This is a genomic window from Leadbetterella sp. DM7, from assembly GCF_040829825.2.
Taxonomy (GTDB): domain Bacteria; phylum Bacteroidota; class Bacteroidia; order Cytophagales; family Spirosomataceae; genus Leadbetterella.
Genome location: NZ_JBFOLH020000003.1, coordinates 172258 through 190664, shown reverse-complemented (window position 1 = coordinate 190664; position 18407 = coordinate 172258). Strand labels below are relative to the sequence as shown.

18 protein-coding genes are annotated in these 18407 nt (G+C 45.7%); 10 read left to right on the top strand and 8 right to left on the bottom strand.

Going from position 1 to position 18407, the window contains the following annotated elements; genetic code table 11:
• Positions 1-2: 2 nt before the first annotated feature.
• Together AB2U10_RS04590 and AB2U10_RS04585 are read right to left on the bottom strand one after the other, a co-directional pair.
• Positions 3-2180 carry a hypothetical protein gene (locus AB2U10_RS04590; RefSeq protein WP_367913185.1) on the bottom strand — a complete coding sequence of 726 codons (2178 nt, stop codon included), beginning with the start codon at positions 2178-2180 and terminating at the stop codon, positions 3-5.
• Entirely contained in the window at positions 2167-2553 is a 387-nt protein-coding gene (locus AB2U10_RS04585; protein ID WP_367913186.1) for a hypothetical protein, read from the bottom strand. Before AB2U10_RS04585 ends, AB2U10_RS04590 begins: the two co-directional genes overlap by 14 nt.
• Positions 2554-2738: 185 nt before the next feature.
• Here AB2U10_RS04585 and AB2U10_RS04580 point away from each other — a divergent pair, with 185 nt between their 5' ends.
• From AB2U10_RS04580 to AB2U10_RS04570, 3 genes are read left to right on the top strand one after another with little or no spacing between them, the layout of a single operon-like run.
• Complete coding sequence (locus AB2U10_RS04580; RefSeq protein WP_367913187.1) at positions 2739-3374, top strand: hypothetical protein; 636 nt, start codon at positions 2739-2741, stop codon at positions 3372-3374.
• A 26-nt stretch (positions 3375-3400) separates the two neighbouring features.
• Positions 3401-4783, top strand: coding sequence for a hypothetical protein (locus AB2U10_RS04575; protein ID WP_367913188.1), 1383 nt, complete (start codon positions 3401-3403; stop codon positions 4781-4783).
• Between the two features lie 3 nt (positions 4784-4786).
• The gene (locus AB2U10_RS04570; protein WP_367913189.1) at positions 4787-5158 is read left to right on the top strand and encodes a hypothetical protein; all 372 of its coding nucleotides are present in this window, start codon (positions 4787-4789) and stop codon (positions 5156-5158) included.
• A 53-nt stretch (positions 5159-5211) separates the two neighbouring features.
• Here the strand turns inward: AB2U10_RS04570 and AB2U10_RS04565 are convergent, their stop codons facing one another.
• From AB2U10_RS04565 to sufC, 5 genes are all read right to left on the bottom strand, one after another.
• On the bottom strand, positions 5212-5760 hold the full coding sequence (locus AB2U10_RS04565) for a hypothetical protein (RefSeq protein WP_367913190.1): 549 nt from the start codon (positions 5758-5760) through the stop codon (positions 5212-5214).
• Positions 5761-5871: 111 nt separating this feature from the next.
• A complete protein-coding gene (locus AB2U10_RS04560; protein ID WP_367913191.1) occupies positions 5872-6618 on the bottom strand; it encodes a tyrosine-protein phosphatase in 747 nt (248 codons plus the stop codon).
• Positions 6619-6667: 49 nt separating this feature from the next.
• Entirely contained in the window at positions 6668-7888 is a 1221-nt protein-coding gene (locus AB2U10_RS04555; RefSeq protein ID WP_367913192.1) for a SufS family cysteine desulfurase, read from the bottom strand.
• Complete coding sequence (gene sufD / locus AB2U10_RS04550; RefSeq protein WP_367913193.1) at positions 7885-9183, bottom strand: Fe-S cluster assembly protein SufD; 1299 nt, start codon at positions 9181-9183, stop codon at positions 7885-7887. The genes AB2U10_RS04555 and sufD overlap by 4 nt, the downstream gene beginning before the upstream one ends.
• A 16-nt stretch (positions 9184-9199) precedes the next feature.
• Positions 9200-9961 (bottom strand): Fe-S cluster assembly ATPase SufC, encoded by a 762-nt coding sequence (gene sufC / locus AB2U10_RS04545; RefSeq protein WP_367913194.1) that lies wholly within the window; start codon positions 9959-9961, stop codon positions 9200-9202.
• Between the two features lie 503 nt (positions 9962-10464).
• Here sufC and msrB point away from each other — a divergent pair.
• From msrB to AB2U10_RS04515, 6 genes are all read left to right on the top strand, one after another.
• A complete protein-coding gene (msrB, locus tag AB2U10_RS04540; RefSeq protein WP_493820227.1) occupies positions 10465-10947 on the top strand; it encodes a peptide-methionine (R)-S-oxide reductase MsrB in 483 nt (160 codons plus the stop codon).
• 56 nt (positions 10948-11003) lie between these two features.
• Positions 11004-11579: a hypothetical protein gene (locus tag AB2U10_RS04535; RefSeq protein ID WP_367913195.1), complete on the top strand. Its 576-nt coding sequence runs from the start codon at positions 11004-11006 to the stop codon at positions 11577-11579.
• A gap of 222 nt (positions 11580-11801) precedes the next feature.
• Entirely contained in the window at positions 11802-12872 is a 1071-nt protein-coding gene (locus AB2U10_RS04530) for a M42 family metallopeptidase (protein WP_367913196.1), read from the top strand.
• A gap of 533 nt (positions 12873-13405) precedes the next feature.
• A complete protein-coding gene (locus AB2U10_RS04525; protein ID WP_367913197.1) occupies positions 13406-15016 on the top strand; it encodes a sensor histidine kinase in 1611 nt (536 codons plus the stop codon).
• Positions 15017-15709 (top strand): LytR/AlgR family response regulator transcription factor, encoded by a 693-nt coding sequence (locus AB2U10_RS04520; protein ID WP_367913198.1) that lies wholly within the window; start codon positions 15017-15019, stop codon positions 15707-15709.
• A complete protein-coding gene (locus AB2U10_RS04515) occupies positions 15706-16188 on the top strand; it encodes a DinB family protein (protein ID WP_367913199.1) in 483 nt (160 codons plus the stop codon). The genes AB2U10_RS04520 and AB2U10_RS04515 overlap by 4 nt, the downstream gene beginning before the upstream one ends.
• On the opposite strand, the gene AB2U10_RS04510 is transcribed toward AB2U10_RS04515, so the two are convergent.
• Entirely contained in the window at positions 16167-16730 is a 564-nt protein-coding gene (locus AB2U10_RS04510) for a GNAT family N-acetyltransferase (RefSeq protein ID WP_367913200.1), read from the bottom strand. The two genes, AB2U10_RS04515 and AB2U10_RS04510, sit on opposite strands and share 22 nt — an antisense overlap.
• A 110-nt stretch (positions 16731-16840) precedes the next feature.
• On the opposite strand from AB2U10_RS04510, the gene AB2U10_RS04505 reads away from it, so the two are divergent.
• A complete protein-coding gene (locus AB2U10_RS04505; RefSeq protein WP_367913201.1) occupies positions 16841-18337 on the top strand; it encodes a M28 family peptidase in 1497 nt (498 codons plus the stop codon).
• The last annotated feature ends 70 nt before the right edge of the window (positions 18338-18407 follow it).

Genomic DNA, 18407 nt, shown 5'->3' with positions numbered 1-18407 from the left:
CATTATTTGAAAATACTTAAATCGATGGCTTTTATAAGGCCGTTCTCGGGTAACTCTGCCAGAGGTGTTTCATCTATATCTGAAACGGCACGATCAAAAGCTATTTGCAGTTTTTCAAACTGTTCTATCATTTCAATTTTAACTCTGATGTTAGCCCCTTGTATTTCGCTTTCCATTTCACTTTGTCTTTTAAGGAATTTGATATTACTTAAGAGAAGCCTGTTGAATAATAATTCGGGGTGCTCAATTTTGGAATAGTTTTGTTTGACGTGATAGAAACAGAAAATTTTCTTAAAATGCTCCAGCCAGTTTTTATGATTATTTTTTTGAAGTTCATCTTTTATATGGTAGAGCGCTTCAATATGGCTTTGGGCCAAATCTAGAAGGAACATAATGTATAATTTTAATTTTGGAGTAGTAATTGGCTCAAGATCATTTTCATAAAGCTCAATTGATTTGTTTGCTGATTTCCTTTTGACTTCTTCTTTTAAATCGGCAAAAACACTATAGAATTTTGTACTTGAAAATGAAAGTAAATTACAGGATCTTGGTGTCAGAGATACCTGGATACCGGTTTTCCGGGTCATTCTGTCATGCTCATTGTAGAATTCCAGTAAGCCTTTATGGATACCGTTTTTCTCTTTATGCAAAAAATGTATCCTTTCAAGAACCAGATCACTATTATAGCCTATTTCAGACATTACGCTGATTACTTCTTTAAGCTGGGCCTTTTTCCCATAGCTGAAGTTCCTATATTCCTGTTTACTCAAATTAAAGATTACGCAGAAAATAAGATGGTCTATGTTGCAGTTAATTACCGGCTCTTTTCTTCGCTTCCACGAATCCACATCTTTTGGAAGATTGTATATTTCATCCTCATAGTATTTCTTCGCATACTTTATCCAGCTGTAAAAGAAAGTTTGTAATATAATGCTAAGGCGATATTTATTTAAAGTCAATATTGATAAAGAGTATCTTCTGTCAAAAACAATATACTCAATGAAGTTTGAAATATCTACCAGCATTTGTCTTCTATTAAAATTGCAAAGTTCAAAGAAGTCGCTGGCCAGCCAATCGTCATTATGGATCAATTCATAAAACGCTTCCATTTCTTCTATTGACTCATCTAAAATAGCGATGTTGTTTTTAAAGAAATTGAGCCTTTTGTTGTAAATTTTTTTGGCAAACAAATCCTTCGCCTGATTTGCATTTGTAATTTTCAGGATTTGTCTTATCCGTTCCGGATCAGGACTTTCAGTAATGGCAGCCGTTTCTGTCTCTAAATACTCACCAGGGATCAGGTCTTCATAATTTAAATTTATTTCATTTACAATCTGTGATCCAAAATCAGAATAATCGACAATATTTTTTTCACGGATAACACATACTATATTTGCAATGCCACGATATATATTAAGTTCATTCCTGACTACTTTCTGAAACGTACCTCTGATCTCAGTATCCAGTATACTATCGATATTATCAAAAGCTAACACACAATTTCTCTCAATGTTATCTTTGTTAATTAGAAATGAAAGATAATTATGAGGTTTTAACTCATGGAATATTTCCCAGCAAATGTCTTGTAGCACTGTGGAGAAGCTGTTGAAAAGCGAATACTCAAGCCATTCAAGATAAGTTTTTTCTTTTTTGGCGTTTAAGTCAAAGTCATATACCGTTCTTAGGTTTGAAAGTAGTCTGGTCAATTTGGGATTATGAGGTGCTTGTGCGAGTTCTCTTTTTTGCTCCAGGAAATAAATAATCTCCCGTGTGCTGATATCCGGATAATCAAGTTTAATTTTCTCTTGAATACAGTCAGTAATAAATTGGGACATATTTTCGAATGACTGGTTGACCTCATTGTTAATTCCGGGGATCTTTTTGAAGTCGAAATACAATATCAAACCATTATCCTCTTTGAGTTTTGACAACACTTTACGAACTACCGTTGTCTTCCCTGTACCGGGTTGGCCTATAAAATAGAGGGGTGCACGATCTGTTCTGAGTGAATATTCCAGCTCTTCTTCCTTTTTCTCCCTGGTTACATAAACCTGCTCAAAAAAAACTTTTTCATTCAGGGGAAAGCTAGCAGAATTTGTGTTAGCTTCATAATACTCATCTATTGCAAATGTTAAGATGGACTCGAAAAATTTAAAATTTTTCTGTTTATTTTTCATCATGGATTTCTTTATCAACTAATGTCAGGATATGTTCTTTTTTAGCTTTTGCTTGTGCGACTATACTTTGATCCACATCTTTATATTTCCCCTCTTCCATCGAATAATATTGTAATAAAGTAGTGAGCGATAACAGCCTGTTATTTTTTTGTGCCAGATTAATTTCATTGGCAATGCTCTTTTGCTGTACACCAATCGTATAAATCAGAGCAACAAAGCCCAAACCTGAGAATAGGGAGTTTATAACCGCATAAGTATCAGCAAACTTACTTCTGTGCTCCAACTCGGGAAATAAGCAAGCCAAGATAACAGGGGAAATAATCCATAAAATCACAACGAAGCATAGAGATGAGAGGAAAAGTCTTTTTGGGGACATATTATAGGCGGTTTTAAGGTTATTACACTGCCAATTTAATAAAATATATAGCGGCATTCCTATAATATCTGAAAATAATTACATTTTATGTTGATAATTTGATAATGGTTTATTACATTCGTAGTGATAAATCATTGTTAAACAACCTTCTACGGTAAACCTTAGAACCCCTAAACCCTATTTACATGAAAATCGTATACCTCCTGGCGGTTTTATCCTGCCTTGTGCTGGCCGGTTGCAGAACCAGCATTCGTGAGCATCACTATTTTAAAGATAATGCGAAGGAACTACCTAATTATTACCGGGTTGACATTACTGCGCATACCTGGCTATTTTCAAAAACCAGGTATTGGTCAGGTTATTTTAAAACAGATGCCATTGATGTCTATTTTAATGAATTCAGCCAGCCGGATAACGGAAAACTGCAGGACTCCAGCGGGGGCATGCAGGCCTTAGCCGCTGATCCTGACAGGCAGTTAGTAGTAATTCTATCTTCCAATGCAGATGATATAGCCAACCAGATCGGGAATATTACCCAGTCAAAAAACGCACTTCAACATCTTTTAAGCCTTGCAAATGTCAATAATGCTGAAAGGTTGACCGCTACAACAGATGAAATAGATTTTCAACTTCACAAAAATAAAGTATTTGTGGCGTTGGGAGATGCGTTGCTAAATGACCTGGAAAATAAGGATTCTACCATTATACATTCTGCCTTGCTCCAGCTGATGAATCATATTGTTTTGGAGAATAATGTGGAAAATAAGATGCTTGACTCTATTGGTGAGGCCAGGCTCAGAAAAGTTATAAAAAGAAAATAAACCCGGTACTATAAATCAGATAAAAGATGAAAACAAAGTTACTCGTTACGTTAATGCCTGTGGCGCTTGCTTTGTGGAGCTGCAACGCCCGGCTGACCATAGATATGAAAATCCTGGACAAGACTTATTTATTAAATAACCCGGCTTATTGGCTGGAAAGAGTGAAGCCATTGGAGCAGAAGATCCGGCAAAATTTATTGAATAACCGTTACAAAGAACTGGAGAAATCAATTCTTGCTGAAACTTCGAAAAGCATGAATTCTATTACTGCAAAACGGGAACAACAGCGCAGGGAACGCATAGATCAATTGGGAAAAGAAAGCAAAGAATATTCTCTTAAGATAGATAAGCTGAAAATAAACCTGAGAACCCAGGATTCCCTGATTACGGCCCAGTCCAAGGATACGAAAAAAGTGGCCGGTCTGAAAAATGAGAAAGAAATACTGCAATACCAAATGGATACTCTTACGCAGAGCTGGCTGACAAAAGCTCAATTAATTAAAGACGGAAAGGACGCTATTCAAATGGAAAAACAAACATTCCGGAGGATACATGAAAATGCTAAATCAACCATTAATGCACAGATAGATTCAATTATTCAAATTCATACAAGAGCACTAGCTGCTTTTGACAGGGCATGGACTGCACCATCCTGTCCCGATACTAAAACGGGCAAGCTTGATTCGTGCCAAAGACAATCAGCAGCTATACAGGATTATAGTTTGAGCTTTGAATTGGCTACAAACGGATTTATTGAGCTTAACAAGCTTGGAAATACTGTGAAGAAAGACCTTATGGCACTTAGTGATTTACTATCTGCAGATGAAACTTTTGATTTTAAAACATTGGATGACATAATAAGACAGGTAGTAACCTTCATAGAAGAAGAAGTGCAGCCGCTCACAGAAATAAAAGAAAAGAGATCAGTACAGAATGACCCTCTTGCCTCTTTTGTGGCAGGGGCTGGCGATCAATACTGGAAAGCAAAAATGAATGAAGCATCAGCTTATACCCGTATAGGCAATTCTGATATAGCTATTGTCACCCAGCCCAATGGCGAGTACACGGTAAAAGGAGTCAGAAATGATGCATCTAATGCCACAAAGGCTACATTTAGTTTTATGAGCAGTACAATAGAAGTATTATCGAATTATGCGGGCTTTGGTTTCAGCTCTTCTCCCGATTCTTCAGAATCTGAGCAGGCGGCTGTTAGTATGTCAGGCAGTATGATTCAAGCCGGGTCCAACCTGAACAGACTTAAAAAAAACAGTGAGTATGCCAGGGAATTAATCTATTATACGATTCTCAATGAAGAATCTAATCTTAATGATTCTTTAAAAAGGAAAGAGGCCATTGAAAATATCCGGAATATCTTTAATGCAAATAAAAAACTACTATTAAACGAATAAATCATGTTCCAGGTTAATGATGAAGTAAGATGCATATGTCCGTATAACGGACCGACATCAGTTACAGGTGTTGTGGTTAAGGGCCCTACAGCCGTGTTTGGAGCCAATTATTATACAGTAGCTTTTTTAGGTTATGGTAACTTATTATTGGCAGAATCCTGTCTGAAGCATAGTGAAGGGCTGTTTGCGGATACAGATACTGTAGTGGGTGAGCTGGTTACGGTCAATAGTAAAAAGGTACCGGAAGGAACAACGGGTATTGTAGCTTCTGCGCCCTATCAGATGTTTGGCAAGACCTATTATAAGGTACTTCTGGATGACCAGGAAGAACCGATCAGTATGCTGGAATCAAGTATAACTTTCCATAGCTCCTGATACATATATTTTTACATTTCTCAGGCAGGGCAAAGGGATGTACAGTACCGGGCTTATTTTGAATTACCGGTATAGAACAAGGGAATAACGAGAGTGTATATAGGCAAAAACAACGCCCCTAAAAACTGGATGGTGTATCCGCCTATGTCTTCACCGTCCAAAGGTCCACCTAAAGAAAAAGCCCATACCACAAATGAAATTGTAGAAAAGACGATTTGCCGGGTGCTTATTACACCGGCAACCTTCTTAAGATAAAAAGGAGTGATGAGAAGTATCAGGCCAAAAACGATCCATTGAAGCGTACGGTTATTGCCCTGATTTTCACTACTTGATTTTATAATATTAAATACTCCTAAATAAACCCCTATAATATCGGCAGGAATAAGCTTGATAATTTTAGAGGTATAAGGGTCAGTTTCCTGGTTCACCGATTGGGTATTTAATGATATAGTGCGACGAATGTTATTTTCGTCGATCACTTCACCCGTGCTTAGATCAACAGAGCGTTGGTTATCTCTTATATCCACAAAGAAACCCCCTTCTTGTACTGATGGGGTTGGGAATGGGGAAGATAATTTGCTGGTAATGATATTTCTTGACATAGGGTTAAAGGTTTATTTGTCATAAAGTTTACAATTAATGGACTGATTTCCAAATGTTTTTGTATTTTTCATAACAAATACTCCCTAATATCCGGCATTGCCGCACGCAATTCAAAGCAATTGCTCATTCAGAAATGTGGTGCTACCCAAAACGGTAGTAAGCTTTCTGTTGACCAGCCTGTAGTTTATTAATGCATTCACATGCCGCTGATGATGGGCATCTGTACCCAGAAAATCTGCCAGGCCCGACTGTACCAGCCCCTCTCCTGCTTTCATAACGTCTTTACCGTAATAACCGGTAAGTGAGAGCAGGTTAACCTGCAGTTTACACCCCATCTGGGCTATCCGTTCAAAAATTTCCGGGTGATGGTGCCAGTAAGTATAACGTTCGGGGTGGGCCAGGATAGGTGTGTATCCTTTATTAAAAAGAGAAAACAGGATATTTTCGTAGTTGGGTGAAGGCGCCATAAACGACATTTCCACCAGAACATATTTTTCTTTTCCAAAATACAGCAGGTCGTCAGCCTCCACCAGATTTTCGAAATGAAGATCCATGAAATATTCAGCTGCTGCCTCTATTTCTATGGACAGGTCTGTATGGTTTTGCAATTCTGCTTTCAGATGGTCCAGGCCCTCACGAATAATTCCGCTTGTATTGGGGTAAACTCCCTGCATTATATGCGGCGTGGTAATGACCTTCCGGTAGCCCATTCCGGCCAGTCCACGGATCAGCCGGATGCTGGTTTCCGTATCTGGGGCGCCATCGTCTATTCCGGGGATAAGATGAGAGTGCATGTCGACTTTCAGGGCAGCTCCGGGTGTAAAATCATTTTCTTTTTTTCGGAAAAAAGGGAACATGGACTAAACGGTTATTAATGCCTCTGGCCTTTGCCCGACACATCCGGAACTAGCTCAGAAATTTCTTCACCTTATGCAAACCCGCTACAAGGGCATCGATTTCCTCCCGGGTATTGTACGGCGCAAAAGAGGCCCGTACCGTACCCGGAACGCCCAGGCACTGCATCAGCGGCTGGGTGCAGTGGTGGCCGGTTCGCACGGCAATGCCCTGCTGATCGAGAATAATACCGATATCCTGCGGGTGAATATTTTCAATCGCAAAAGAAACCACGCTTATCTTTTTCCGAGCTTTCCCGATGATCCGCAGGCCTTCTATGGTTTCCAGCTGCGCTGTGGCGTATTCCAGCAGCTCATGCTCGTGCCGGGCCAGTCCTTCTTTGTCCAGCGTACCCAAGTAATCCAGGGCTGCTTTAAAGGCTATCACATCGGCAATATTGGGTGTTCCTGCCTCGAATTTATAGGGCAGATCGGCATAGGTGGTTTTCTCAAACGTAACTTCTTTGATCATTTCGCCGCCGCCCCGGAAAGGAGGCATGGCCAGCAGAAGTTCTTTTTTACCGTAGAGGATACCCGTACCCGTAGGCCCGAAAAGCTTATGGGCCGAAAGCACATAAAAGTCAGCATCCAGCTCCTGCACATTCACCGGGATATGGCTGCAGGCCTGGGCACCGTCTATTAACACCTTGGCCCCGGCTGCATGTGCCTTGCCGATGATGTATTCAACCGGGTTAATGGTACCCAGCGCATTGGAAACGTGCACTACAGAAACCAGCTTTGTTTTTTCAGAGAGCAGGCGGTCGAATTCTTCGAGGATAAGGTCTCCCCTATCGTCTATCGGGATCACCTTCAGCACGCATCCTTTTTCCTCGCACAAGAGCTGCCAAGGCACAATATTGGAGTGGTGCTCAAGGGCAGAAATCAGGATTTCATCTCCGGCCTGCAGGAATTTTCGGCCGTAGGTATTGGCCACCAGGTTAATGCCATCTGTGGTACCGTAAGTAAAGATGATCTCTTCGGTACTTCCGGCATGGAGAAAGTCACGGACCGCTTTCCGGGTTTCTTCAAAGGCAGCTGTTGCCTTTTCAGCCAGGTAATGGATGCCCCGGTGGATGTTGGCATTGTACGAACGGTAATACGCATCCAGCGCATCCAGCACGGCGGCCGGCTTCTGGGTGGTAGCGGCATTGTCTAAATACACCAGCGGCTTGCCGGCTACCTGTGTATCCAGGAGCGGAAAGTCTTTCCTTATCCGGTTAACCTCAAAACTCATGATTGAAGCTTCTTCAGAATGAGTATATCCAGCTGATCTCTCAGGGCTTCCCATTTGATCTGGGAAACCACGTCTTCGGCAAAGGCCGCCAGCTGCAGCTTAATGGCTTCAGCGCGGGGAATACCGCGCGACTGCATATAAAACACGGCGTCGTCGTCGAGCTTACCCGTAGTGGTACCGTGCGAACATTTCACGTCATCGGCCCAGATCTCCAGCTGGGGCTTGGTATTCATGCCGGCAGATTCCGACAGGATCACGTTCCGGCAATTCTGGTAGGCATTGGTTTTCTGCGCATCCTGGCGCACATAGATCTTCCCGTTGAATACGCCTTTCGAGCGTCCGTCGAGAATCCCCTTATAAAGCTCATTGCTTTCCGAATTGGGCTTTTGGTGGTCTACCAGCGTGTGGTTATCCACGTGCTGGCTGCCGTTAGGGATATAGAGGCCGTACATATGGCTTTCAATGTATTCGCCGTCGAGCACCAGGTTCAGGTTATTGCGCACAAAGCCCCCGTTTACGGTAAACGTGGCCGCATAGAAGTATGAGCGGTCTTTCTGCAGCACCTGGGTGGTGCCTACATGGAAACCGGCGTCGTTATCGTCCTGGATCTTGTAGTAATCTACCCGGGCCTCTTCGGCAACAAAAATCTCGGTGACCATATTGGCAAAAGAAGAATTATCGCCGATGGTCTGGAAGATCTCCACTACCTTAGCTTCTGCATTTTTGCCCGCTACCACCAGGTGGTGCGCCGAACTGCTGATATGTCCCTGCCCTACTGCATGGATATGCCGGATCACTACCGGTTTTTCAAGCACGGCATGGTCGGGTACATAAATAACCGCTCCGTCGCGCGAAATGGCCATATTCAACGCAGTCATTCCCTCTTTCTCGATGTCAAGCCCTTTGCCGTAGTATTCGTTCAGCACCTCGGGTATTGCATTTTCCGCCTCCCGGAAGCTGAGCACCCTGATCTTCTCATTAAGCAGAGGAGAAGACAGGTCTGCAGCGAAGCTTCCGTTCACAAATACGAGCTGCAATCCTTCGAGTGCAGCAAAAGGAAGCGCTGCCAGCTCTTCAGCGGCAACGGATGAAGCAGAGGAGAGCTGGTAGTCGTACTTGTCGAGACCTTTCAGGCTGGAATACTTCCAGTCTTCGTTTTTTACGGTCGGAATACCCAGCTTTTTAAAGTTATCAAAGGCCTGCTCCCGAAGCCGGTTCCATGCAAGGCCGGATTTTCCGTTTAAATGGTGGAGCAGGGAGTCAAATTCACCTTCTATTTTCGTCAGAATAGACATTACATCATGTTTTAACTTAAGCGGAAACAGAGTCTGCTTCTGCTTTTATCCAATCATATCCTTTTTCTTCCAGTTCCAGGGCGAGCTCTTTGGTACCGGATTTAACAATACGTCCTTTGTACAGCACGTGCACATAATCAGGAACGATATATTCCAGCAGACGCTGATAGTGGGTTACCACGATAAATGAGCGGTCTTTGGAACGGAGCTGGTTTACGCCGTCAGCCACAATACGCAGGGCGTCGATATCCAGTCCCGAGTCGGTTTCATCCAGGATAGCCAGTGAAGGTTCCAGCATGGCCATCTGGAAAATCTCGTTCCGTTTTTTCTCCCCACCGGAGAAGCCTTCGTTCAATGAACGGCGCAGGAGCTGATCATCTATCTTAACGGTTTTGGCCTTCTCTTTCATCAGCTTCAGGAACTGGGCTGCATCAAGGGGGGCTTTGCCGTGGTACTTCCGGATCTCGTTGAGAGCCGTTTTCAAAAAGTTAATGGTAGTAACACCCGGTATCTCGATCGGGTATTGAAAAGCCAGGAAAATACCTTCAGCGGCACGTTCTTCGGGAGCCAGCTCCAGCAGGTCTTTGCCGTTGAACTCCACGCTTCCGCCGGTCACTTCAAATGTGTCGCGCCCGGCCAGTACAGAAGCCAGGGTACTTTTTCCGGAGCCGTTAGGACCCATGATGGCATGCACCTCACCGGGCTTCACTTCCAGATTAATACCTTTTAGTATTTCCTTACTTTCTACTCTTGCCTGTAAATTACTGATACTCAGCATATATAAATAAAGTTCTTATTTCCGGTTACAAAGATAAATTATATTCACCGAAAGGGTTACATATAGTTAACTAATTCTACCCGAAGTGGGTTCAAAATGGAGGGCACTTTTCGCCGGAAAAAGGCGTTTTATAAATAGTTCCGAGTAGAGAGTTCCGAGTGGAGAGTATTCAAAGCGATGTCAAATCACTCGGAACTAAGTACTCGTTACTCGGAACTAAGTACTCGTCACCCGGAACTAAGTACTCGTTACTCGGAACTAAGTACTCGTCACCCGGAACTAAGTACTCGTCACCCGGAACTAAGTACTCGTTACTCGGAACTAAGTACTCGTCACTCGAAACTAAGTACTCGTTACTCGGAACTAAGTACTCGTCACTCGAAACTAAGTACTCGTCACTCGGAACTAAGTACTCGTTACTCGGAACTAAGTACTCGTCACTCGAAACTAAGTACTCGTTACTCGGAACTAAGTACTCGTCACCCGAAACTAAAAATATACTTATGCGCTATTTACTTTTCATAGTATTGTTTAACCTGTCCTGTACTACCATGGCACAAAAAGAAGAACTGGCCCGGAAGAAAGAAGAGGCCCCGGAAATTGTCAAAACCGAAGCGGAGTGGCGGAAGCAGCTGTCGCCCATGCAATATTATGTGGTACGTGAGAAGGGAACCGAGCGGCCCTTCACCGGTGAATTCTGGGATCATCATGAGAAAGGCACGTATAAATGCATTGGCTGCGGCGAGGAGCTGTTTACCTCGGAAACCAAGTTTGATGCGGGTTGCGGCTGGCCCAGTTTTTACGATGCCATTGACAAAAGCAAGGTCCGGGTGAACCGGGACACATCGCACGGCATGATCCGGGAAGAGATCGTCTGCAAAAAATGCGGCGCTCACCTGGGACATGTTTTCGACGACGGCCCGAAGCCCACCGGACTGCGGTATTGTGTAAATTCTGCCAGCCTGGGTTTTGAAAAAAAGAATTAACTTTGAGAAGAAGGAAAAAACAGCCATTTTTGGAGCTGATTAACCAAACCATCTGAATGAAGCTGATTCTCCTTTCCGGATTTGCATTTCTGCTGTACAGTTGCGGTTCTGCCGGTACCTCTGACCGGCAAGGCCCCCCGGCACCAGATCCTATCGAAGAGGTAAAAGAGATCTTCACCGGCCGGATGTCGGGCTACGACAGCGTATCTGTGGCCGAGACCGACAGCACCTACGCCTACTTTGTTTTACCAAAGACTGAAGAGTTTTCTACGGAAAAGGAGCTTTTCGGTGAGTTCAGCATTGACAAGAAGACCGTGCAAACGGGTGATCTCAACGGCGACGGACTGGATGATGCGGTGGTGCAGTATTCGTTCACCCCGCACCTGGAAAACAATACCCTTATCTACTTCAAGATTTTGCTGCAAAACGGCGGAAAGCTGGAGGAATCAGGAGAAATTTACGGGGGCGGAAGATGCGAAGGACCTATCCTGGAGATCCGGGAAATCAAAAAAGGAGTGATATATTTCGCGGGCAGCGAATACGCCGCCGGTGACCCCTGCTGCTGTCCTTCGGTGAAGAAAGAATACAGGTTCAGGGTGGAGAATGGGAGAATAGTTACGAGTGCCGAGTAGAGAGTTACGAGTTACGAGTGCCGAGTAGAGAGTTCCGAGTTCCGAGTAGTGAGTGTCGAGTGAGGGGTTACGAGTTCCGGGTGGGGAGTTGATGAATCCCCGCAATCAGGGTGTCCCGTAGGGACATAACCTAATCAGCCACCGGACGAAGTCCGTGGATTCTGTAGATCGCCAGAATTATAAAACCCAAAACATTGTAAGTATTTGATAACATTTAAATATATGTCAAAAAACATCGATTTTTTATACCAATACCTGAATAATGCCTCTCCTACCGGCTTTGAATCGGCCGGTCAGCAGATCTGGCTTGATTACCTGAAACCCTATATCGACGAGCACATCATTGATGTGTACGGTACGGCCGTGGGCGTAATTAATCCCGGACAGGACTACAAGGTGGCCATTGAAGCCCACTCGGATGAGATCTCCTGGTTTGTGAATTACATTACCGACAGCGGCTATATTTATGTAAGGAGAAACGGCGGTTCTGACCACCAGATCGCCCCTTCCATGCGGGTGAACCTTCATACCCGTAAGAAAGGTGTAGTAAAAGGTATTTTCGGCTGGCCGGCCATCCACGTACGTGAGGCGGGCAAGGAAGAAGCTCCTTCATTGAAAAATATTTTTATCGACGTAGGCGCCTCATCAAAAGCGGAAGTGCTGGAAATGGGCATTACCGTGGGTACCGTGGCTACCTTTGAAGACGGATTGACCGAGCTGAACGGGAAATACTACGTAGGCCGGGCGCTGGATAACCGTATGGGCGGATACATTATTGCCGAAGTGGCCCGGAAGCTCCATGAAAACAAGGTCAAGCTGCCGTTTACGCTGTATGTGGTAAATGCCGTGCAGGAGGAGATCGGCTTGCGGGGATCAGAGATGATCTCGCGCCGTTTAAAGCCCGATGTGGCGGTTTGTGTAGACGTTACCCACGATACCCAAAGCCCTATGTACGATAAGAAAAAAGACGGCGATATTGCTTGCGGGAAGGGCCCTACCCTCTCCTATGGCCCGGCGGTACAGCACAACCTGCTGCACCAGATCATTGACCTGGCAGAAGAAAAGAAGATACCGTACCAGCTGGCTGCAGCGAGCCGCTCTACGGGCACCGATACCGACTCGTTTGCGTATTCGGCAGAAGGAGTAGCCTCGGCGCTGATCTCCTTGCCGCAGAAATACATGCACACTACGGTAGAAATGTGCCACAAAGACGATATACAGGCCTGCATTGATTTGTATTATGCGTTTCTGACGAACCTGGAGGCGGGGACGGATTTCAGGTATATACGGTAGTGGCGAGTTCCGAGTGGTTAGTTCCGAGTGGTTAGTGACGAGTGACGAGTGACGAGTGTCGGGTAGATAGTTCGGAGTTCCGAGTAGGTAATTATGGGTGGGGCATTTTAGCCCCACTTTTAGTTACGGCTCAACCATAAATCCCTTCGTGGTCAAATTGTATAGCCCTAGGGCACGAAAATGCCTATTCCGACCCTGAAGGGGTCAAATATTTATAGACGAAAATGCCTATTCCGACCCTGAAGGGGTCAAATATTTATAGACGAAAATGCCTATTCCGACCCTGAAAGGGTCAAATATTTATAGACGAAAATGCCCTATTCCGACCCTGAAAGGGTCAAATATTAAAGCACCCTATACGACCCCGACAGGGTCGTATTTAAACGTGTGTTTCTTTTCCTGTAAATATCCGAATCCTCCGGATTCTTAAGGGGCGTGAAATAAGATATTTCATCCCATTTTAGCCCGGTTTGATCACTTCCCGCTGTATATTTCCTGCAGGAGCCGTAATATTGCCGGAGGAAGAAAAACCGATGGAAGAAAAGAAATTACGATCGTGGGAAAACTGGGTGGTACTGGCCGGCATTGCATTTTATGCCAGGAGCTACCTTCTGGCGGCCGCTGCCCGGTTTAATTCCTGCCTGGATATCCTGGCCGGGAACGGTATACCGGCAGAAATGATCAATCAAAGCCTGGGCGACTACAGCCCGGTCCGGAATATAATCGTGCCGGTGATCCTCCTGGCCGCTTTTGTGTACCTGGCCTGGTTTACTTTCCATCGTTATGCTTTTCCGCTGCTCCGGAAAAAATCGTTCTCCCCTGCGGGCATACCTTACCTTTTTCTTACCGTTGTCCTGCTCCTGGCCGGTTGTTTTCTTTTCGGGCATTTCCGGATATACCCTGAGCTGACCAGCTATCATGGCGGCTTTGAAGACAGCTTCCGCTTTTTCCAGGTAACCCGCAAAATCAGCCTGCTGGGCTATAGCCTCACCCTTTTGTGGGCGATATTCTTATTCGAAGCCTTCTCCCAGGGCTTTTATGCGCTCTGTGGGCGGTTACGGCGCGAAGGGCCCATGTTTGACCTGGTGATCAATTTCCTCTTTGCTATCTGCTCCCTCGTTTTCCTGGTTTTCCTGGGTGTACTGGGAAATATACAGCATTTTGAATTACGGGAGCTGCCGGGTCATACATCTGTGCCGTTTGTGCTGGTCATGGCTGTGGCGGTTATTTACGGGCAGGATTATTTCTACCTCGACCTGCAGGCCAAACGCAGCAGAAAGGGATATTTATCGGGCGTTTTCGGGGTAATTACACTCTGTTTTCTCTCGGCTTTGCTGGTTGAAGTATTGCAGGTAATTTACCGGATCACCGATGGCCAGAAAGGAGGTGACCAGGATTTCCGGCCTACTTTTGAAGCCCTCCGATACGCCGTAATAAACCATTTGCCCCGGAGCGGCAGCGTAGCGTTGCCGGCTGCCGTGCTGGCCCTGGGGGCGGGCTGGCTCAGGTATCTCTTTTATCGCCAGGAAAACAAGCTACAGGCCCAGGTGACCGTCAAATCGGCTGAGCTGGACCAGCTGAGAGCGCAGGTCAATCCCCATTTTCTGTTTAATGCGCTGAATACTCTCTATTCGGTGGCGTTGAAAGAAAATGCCGAGACTACGGCTTCGGGCATTCAAAAGCTGGGCGATATGATGCGGTTTATGCTGAATGAAAATAACCACGACCAGATCTCCATTTCCAGGGAAGTGGAGCAGCTGGAAAATTATATTGATATCCAGCGCATGCGGATTGATGAAACGCCCGATATCCGCATTACCGTGCACCTTCAGCAGCCGGGTACCGAGATCCGGATAGCCCCCATGCTTTTAAATCCTTTCGTGGAAAATGCCTTTAAGCACGGTATCTCGCTGGTCAATCCTTCCTGGATTCATATTACGCTGACCTTTGATAAGGAGAGCCTGTTTTTTAAAGTGCATAACAGCCTGCATGCGGCGCGGGATGCCGATCCTGAAAAATTTAATAACGGGATAGGCCTGGAAAATGTCAGGCGACGGTTAAATTTACTGTATCCTCAGCGCCACCGGCTGGTCATTGAGCAGAGTGAGCAGGATTTTTTTGTATCATTAACCCTCAGATATTGAATGCATATTGAAGCCATTGCCATAGATGATGAGCCCAAAGCCCTGGAAGTAGTGATGATGCTGGCCGAAAAAGTTCCGTTTTTAACTATAAAAGCTACTTTTACCGATGCTTTCAAGGCTATTCCGTATATGCAGCAAAATAAGGTGGACCTGCTTTTCCTGGATATTAAAATGCCGGATATATCGGGCTTTGAGTTTCTCAGTACACTATCCAGGAAACCGAAAGTGATCTTTACAACCGCTTATTCGGAGTATGCGGTGAATGCTTTTGAAGTAGATGCCGTAGATTACCTGATGAAGCCTTTCTCACTGGCGCGGTTTTCCAGAGCATGCAATAAAGTGCTGGAAGCGCTGGAGCCTGAAACCCCGGAGACGGGAAGCATGTTTCTCAAAACCGGTATGGAAGAGGAAAAAGTTTTTTGGGAAGATATCCTGTTCATCGTTTCGCAGGGGAATTACATGGAATATCACCTGAAAGACCGGAAGCTTCTCTGCCGGCAAACCATCCAGGAGGCCATGCAGCAGCTACCGCCGGAAAAGTTTGTACGGCTTCACCGCTCCTATATTGTCGCTACGGATAAGATCGATAAAGTATCGCGCACGGCGGTATGGGCGGGGCGTACGGAAATCCCGGTGGGGGCATCTTACGAAGGGGCATTCCAGTTGATCAGGGAAAAACTATTGAAGAAATGATGGAAGAATCAGCTCAGTTGGCCGGCCGGTTCCGGGAAGTCATCCTGGACGGGAAATGGATAGCCAATACCAATTATCGTGAACAACTGGCCGGTACCGACCGGCAGTTAGCCGCCCGAAAAGTACTTTCTTTTAATACTTTGGAAGCGCTTACGTTTCATATCCGCTATTATATCTCCGGTCTTTTAAAAGTATTTGAAGGAGGAGAGCTGGAGATCAGAGACCGCTTCAGTTTTGACTTTGAACCGTGCCAATGCCAGGAAGAATGGGAAAGGATGCTTTCCGGCTTCTGGGAGGATGCTGAAAAGCTGGCTGCTCACGTGGAAAGCATGACTCCGGAAAAGCTCGACAGCATATTTGTGGAAGAACGTTACGGAACATACCGCCGGAACATTGAAGCCATGATAGAGCATGTGTATTACCATTTAGGGCAGGTGGTGCTGATAAAAAAGGCCGCTTATGACCTTATCTGCAAATGATCCATTGTTTTTCCGGCCAGCACCTTCTCTCCTGTTTTCCGGAAACCCACCTTTTCATATAGCCGCCGGGCGGCCGGGTTGGTTTTTTCAACCAGCAGACCGAGGGTTAGTCCCTGCTTTTCCACGTATTCTGCAATGAGGTACCGGAGCAGCTGTCCTCCCATTCCCTTTCCCTGCCATTCGGGGTGAACCCCGATAGAATCGATATAGTGTTCACCGGCTTGCGTTTCATCTTCGGGCGCAAAGGGTACGGAGGCATGCGCCTGCATATATTCTGCTACAGGCTTTCTCAGCTCTTCCAGGAGGGCCCCGTCGTAGAGGTTGACGGCAGCCACCATTTTCCCGTCAACATGCAGGGTGTACGCATTTTGGTAGGAATACTGGTTGTTTTCCGTGCTTACCATGCGGTGCATGAAATCAAAGGCTGCCTGCTTATCTTTTTCGCCCAGGAATTCGTAAACGATCTCTTCCATAGCCAGCAACAGCAGGGTGGCTATTCCGGCGGAATCCTGAGGTTCTGCTTTTCGGATTTCGGTATTCATTGCACGGGATAAATGGAACGATACTTTTGTATACCCGCAAAATTAGCCAGGATCTTACCTTTATAAGCAACATTTTCTGTAATTTTGATCATTAACCTAAAACAAGAAGAATGAATAACAAGGCTTTAACAGCGCTTACTTTAGGCTTACTGGTGGCCGGAAGCGCCTCTGCACAAAAGCTGCAGGACCTTCCGGAGTACAGTATCCCGCAAAGTCAGACCACCAAACACATGAATATCCTGGCGGCCGATGAGATGCTGGGAAGAAAGCCCGGCGAGCAGGGTAACCTGATGGCAGGCCGGTACATTGCCGAGCAGTTCCGGGCATTGGGACTGAAACCGGCCAATGGCAGCTACTTCCAGAAAGTACCGCTGGAAACGGTGATCCCGCCCAGAGAAGGCACCATCACCACTACCGAAGGAAGCGCCAAAATAGGAACAGACTTTGTATTGATGCAGGGAAGCGGCCTTGAAGGCTCTTTTGAAACCGTTCATTTGCCTTACGCCTGGATCGATAAAGATAAAGGATACGACGATTATAAAGGAGTGGATGTGAAAGGAAAGGTGATCATTACCAGTGTGGGTGTTCCCGATTCTGAAGCACCCAACCAGCTGTTTGCCTCTATTGAAGACAAGCAGAAGCTGGCCAAAGAGCGGGGCGCCGTGGCCATTATCGAGGTCTTTAACTCGCCGCGCCCGTGGAATATGGTGGTACGCTATTTCGGACGGCCTTCTACCAAAATGAAAACCGCCGCCTCATCAGGAGAGGAGATCACGCACCTCTGGATCAGCTCTACATCAGCCAAAATACTGGTAGCCAATAAGATCAGCAAGGTGAACCTGGAGATCGGGGCGCGGAAGGTCAAAGATGTGCTGACTTACAATGTAGCCGCTGTGCTGGAGGGTTCTGACCCGCAATTAAAAGACGAATACCTGATTCTTTCGGCACATTATGACCATGTAGGCCACGGAGCGGCGGCCGGAAACGTATCGGCCGGCGACACCGTCTTTAACGGTGCCCGTGACAATGCCTTCGGAACAGTAGCGGTTTTAACGGCTGCCGAAGCATTTACTAAGGTAAAGCCCAAAAGGTCGATCCTTTTTATTGCGTATACAGCCGAAGAAATGGGCCTTTTAGGAAGCCGTTACTATGCCGAGCACCCGTTGGTTCCGCTGAACAAAACGGTATTTAACATGAACTGCGACGGAGCGGGCTACAACGATATGACAAAAATTACCATCATCGGCCTGGACCGTACCGGCGTGAAGGAAGAATTTGATACCGCGACCCGCGCTTTCGGACTTACCGCTATGGATGACCCGGCCCCGGAGCAGAACCTTTTTGACCGTTCAGACAACGTGAGCCTGGCGGCCAAGGGAATTCCTGCACCTACCTATTCACCCGGTTTTAATGCTTTTGATGCCGAAATCAATACGTATTATCACCAGGCTGCCGATAACCCGGATAATATTGATCACAGTTACCTGCTGAAATACGCGCAGTCGTATACCTATGCCGCCCGGCTGATTGCCAACCGTGCCCAGGCCCCTGCCTGGATCAGCGGCGATAAGTACGAGCAGGCGTACAATAAGCTGTTTGCAAAATAACCGTAAACCGAAACGACAGAACAGCTGCCCGGGAGGAGATCTTCCGGGCAGCTTCTTTTTTGAAACGGTT

Bases quoted from the DNA above. Each gene is read 5' to 3' on its own strand.
- AB2U10_RS04590 (WP_367913185.1), bottom strand. From the start codon at position 2,180: ATGATGAAAAATAAACAGAAAAATTTTAAATTTTTCGAGTCCATCTTA.
- AB2U10_RS04585 (WP_367913186.1), bottom strand. From the start codon at position 2,553: ATGTCCCCAAAAAGACTTTTCCTCTCATCTCTATGCTTCGTTGTGATT.
- AB2U10_RS04580 (WP_367913187.1), top strand. From the start codon at position 2,739: ATGAAAATCGTATACCTCCTGGCGGTTTTATCCTGCCTTGTGCTGGCC.
- AB2U10_RS04575 (WP_367913188.1), top strand. From the start codon at position 3,401: ATGAAAACAAAGTTACTCGTTACGTTAATGCCTGTGGCGCTTGCTTTG.
- AB2U10_RS04570 (WP_367913189.1), top strand. From the start codon at position 4,787: ATGTTCCAGGTTAATGATGAAGTAAGATGCATATGTCCGTATAACGGA.
- AB2U10_RS04565 (WP_367913190.1), bottom strand. From the start codon at position 5,760: ATGTCAAGAAATATCATTACCAGCAAATTATCTTCCCCATTCCCAACC.
- AB2U10_RS04560 (WP_367913191.1), bottom strand. From the start codon at position 6,618: ATGTTCCCTTTTTTCCGAAAAAAAGAAAATGATTTTACACCCGGAGCT.
- AB2U10_RS04555 (WP_367913192.1), bottom strand. From the start codon at position 7,888: ATGAGTTTTGAGGTTAACCGGATAAGGAAAGACTTTCCGCTCCTGGAT.
- sufD (WP_367913193.1), bottom strand. From the start codon at position 9,183: ATGTCTATTCTGACGAAAATAGAAGGTGAATTTGACTCCCTGCTCCAC.
- sufC (WP_367913194.1), bottom strand. From the start codon at position 9,961: ATGCTGAGTATCAGTAATTTACAGGCAAGAGTAGAAAGTAAGGAAATA.
- msrB (WP_493820227.1), top strand. From the start codon at position 10,465: ATGCGCTATTTACTTTTCATAGTATTGTTTAACCTGTCCTGTACTACC.
- AB2U10_RS04535 (WP_367913195.1), top strand. From the start codon at position 11,004: ATGAAGCTGATTCTCCTTTCCGGATTTGCATTTCTGCTGTACAGTTGC.
- AB2U10_RS04530 (WP_367913196.1), top strand. From the start codon at position 11,802: ATGTCAAAAAACATCGATTTTTTATACCAATACCTGAATAATGCCTCT.
- AB2U10_RS04525 (WP_367913197.1), top strand. From the start codon at position 13,406: ATGGAAGAAAAGAAATTACGATCGTGGGAAAACTGGGTGGTACTGGCC.
- AB2U10_RS04520 (WP_367913198.1), top strand. From the start codon at position 15,017: ATGCATATTGAAGCCATTGCCATAGATGATGAGCCCAAAGCCCTGGAA.
- AB2U10_RS04515 (WP_367913199.1), top strand. From the start codon at position 15,706: ATGATGGAAGAATCAGCTCAGTTGGCCGGCCGGTTCCGGGAAGTCATC.
- AB2U10_RS04510 (WP_367913200.1), bottom strand. From the start codon at position 16,730: ATGAATACCGAAATCCGAAAAGCAGAACCTCAGGATTCCGCCGGAATA.
- AB2U10_RS04505 (WP_367913201.1), top strand. From the start codon at position 16,841: ATGAATAACAAGGCTTTAACAGCGCTTACTTTAGGCTTACTGGTGGCC.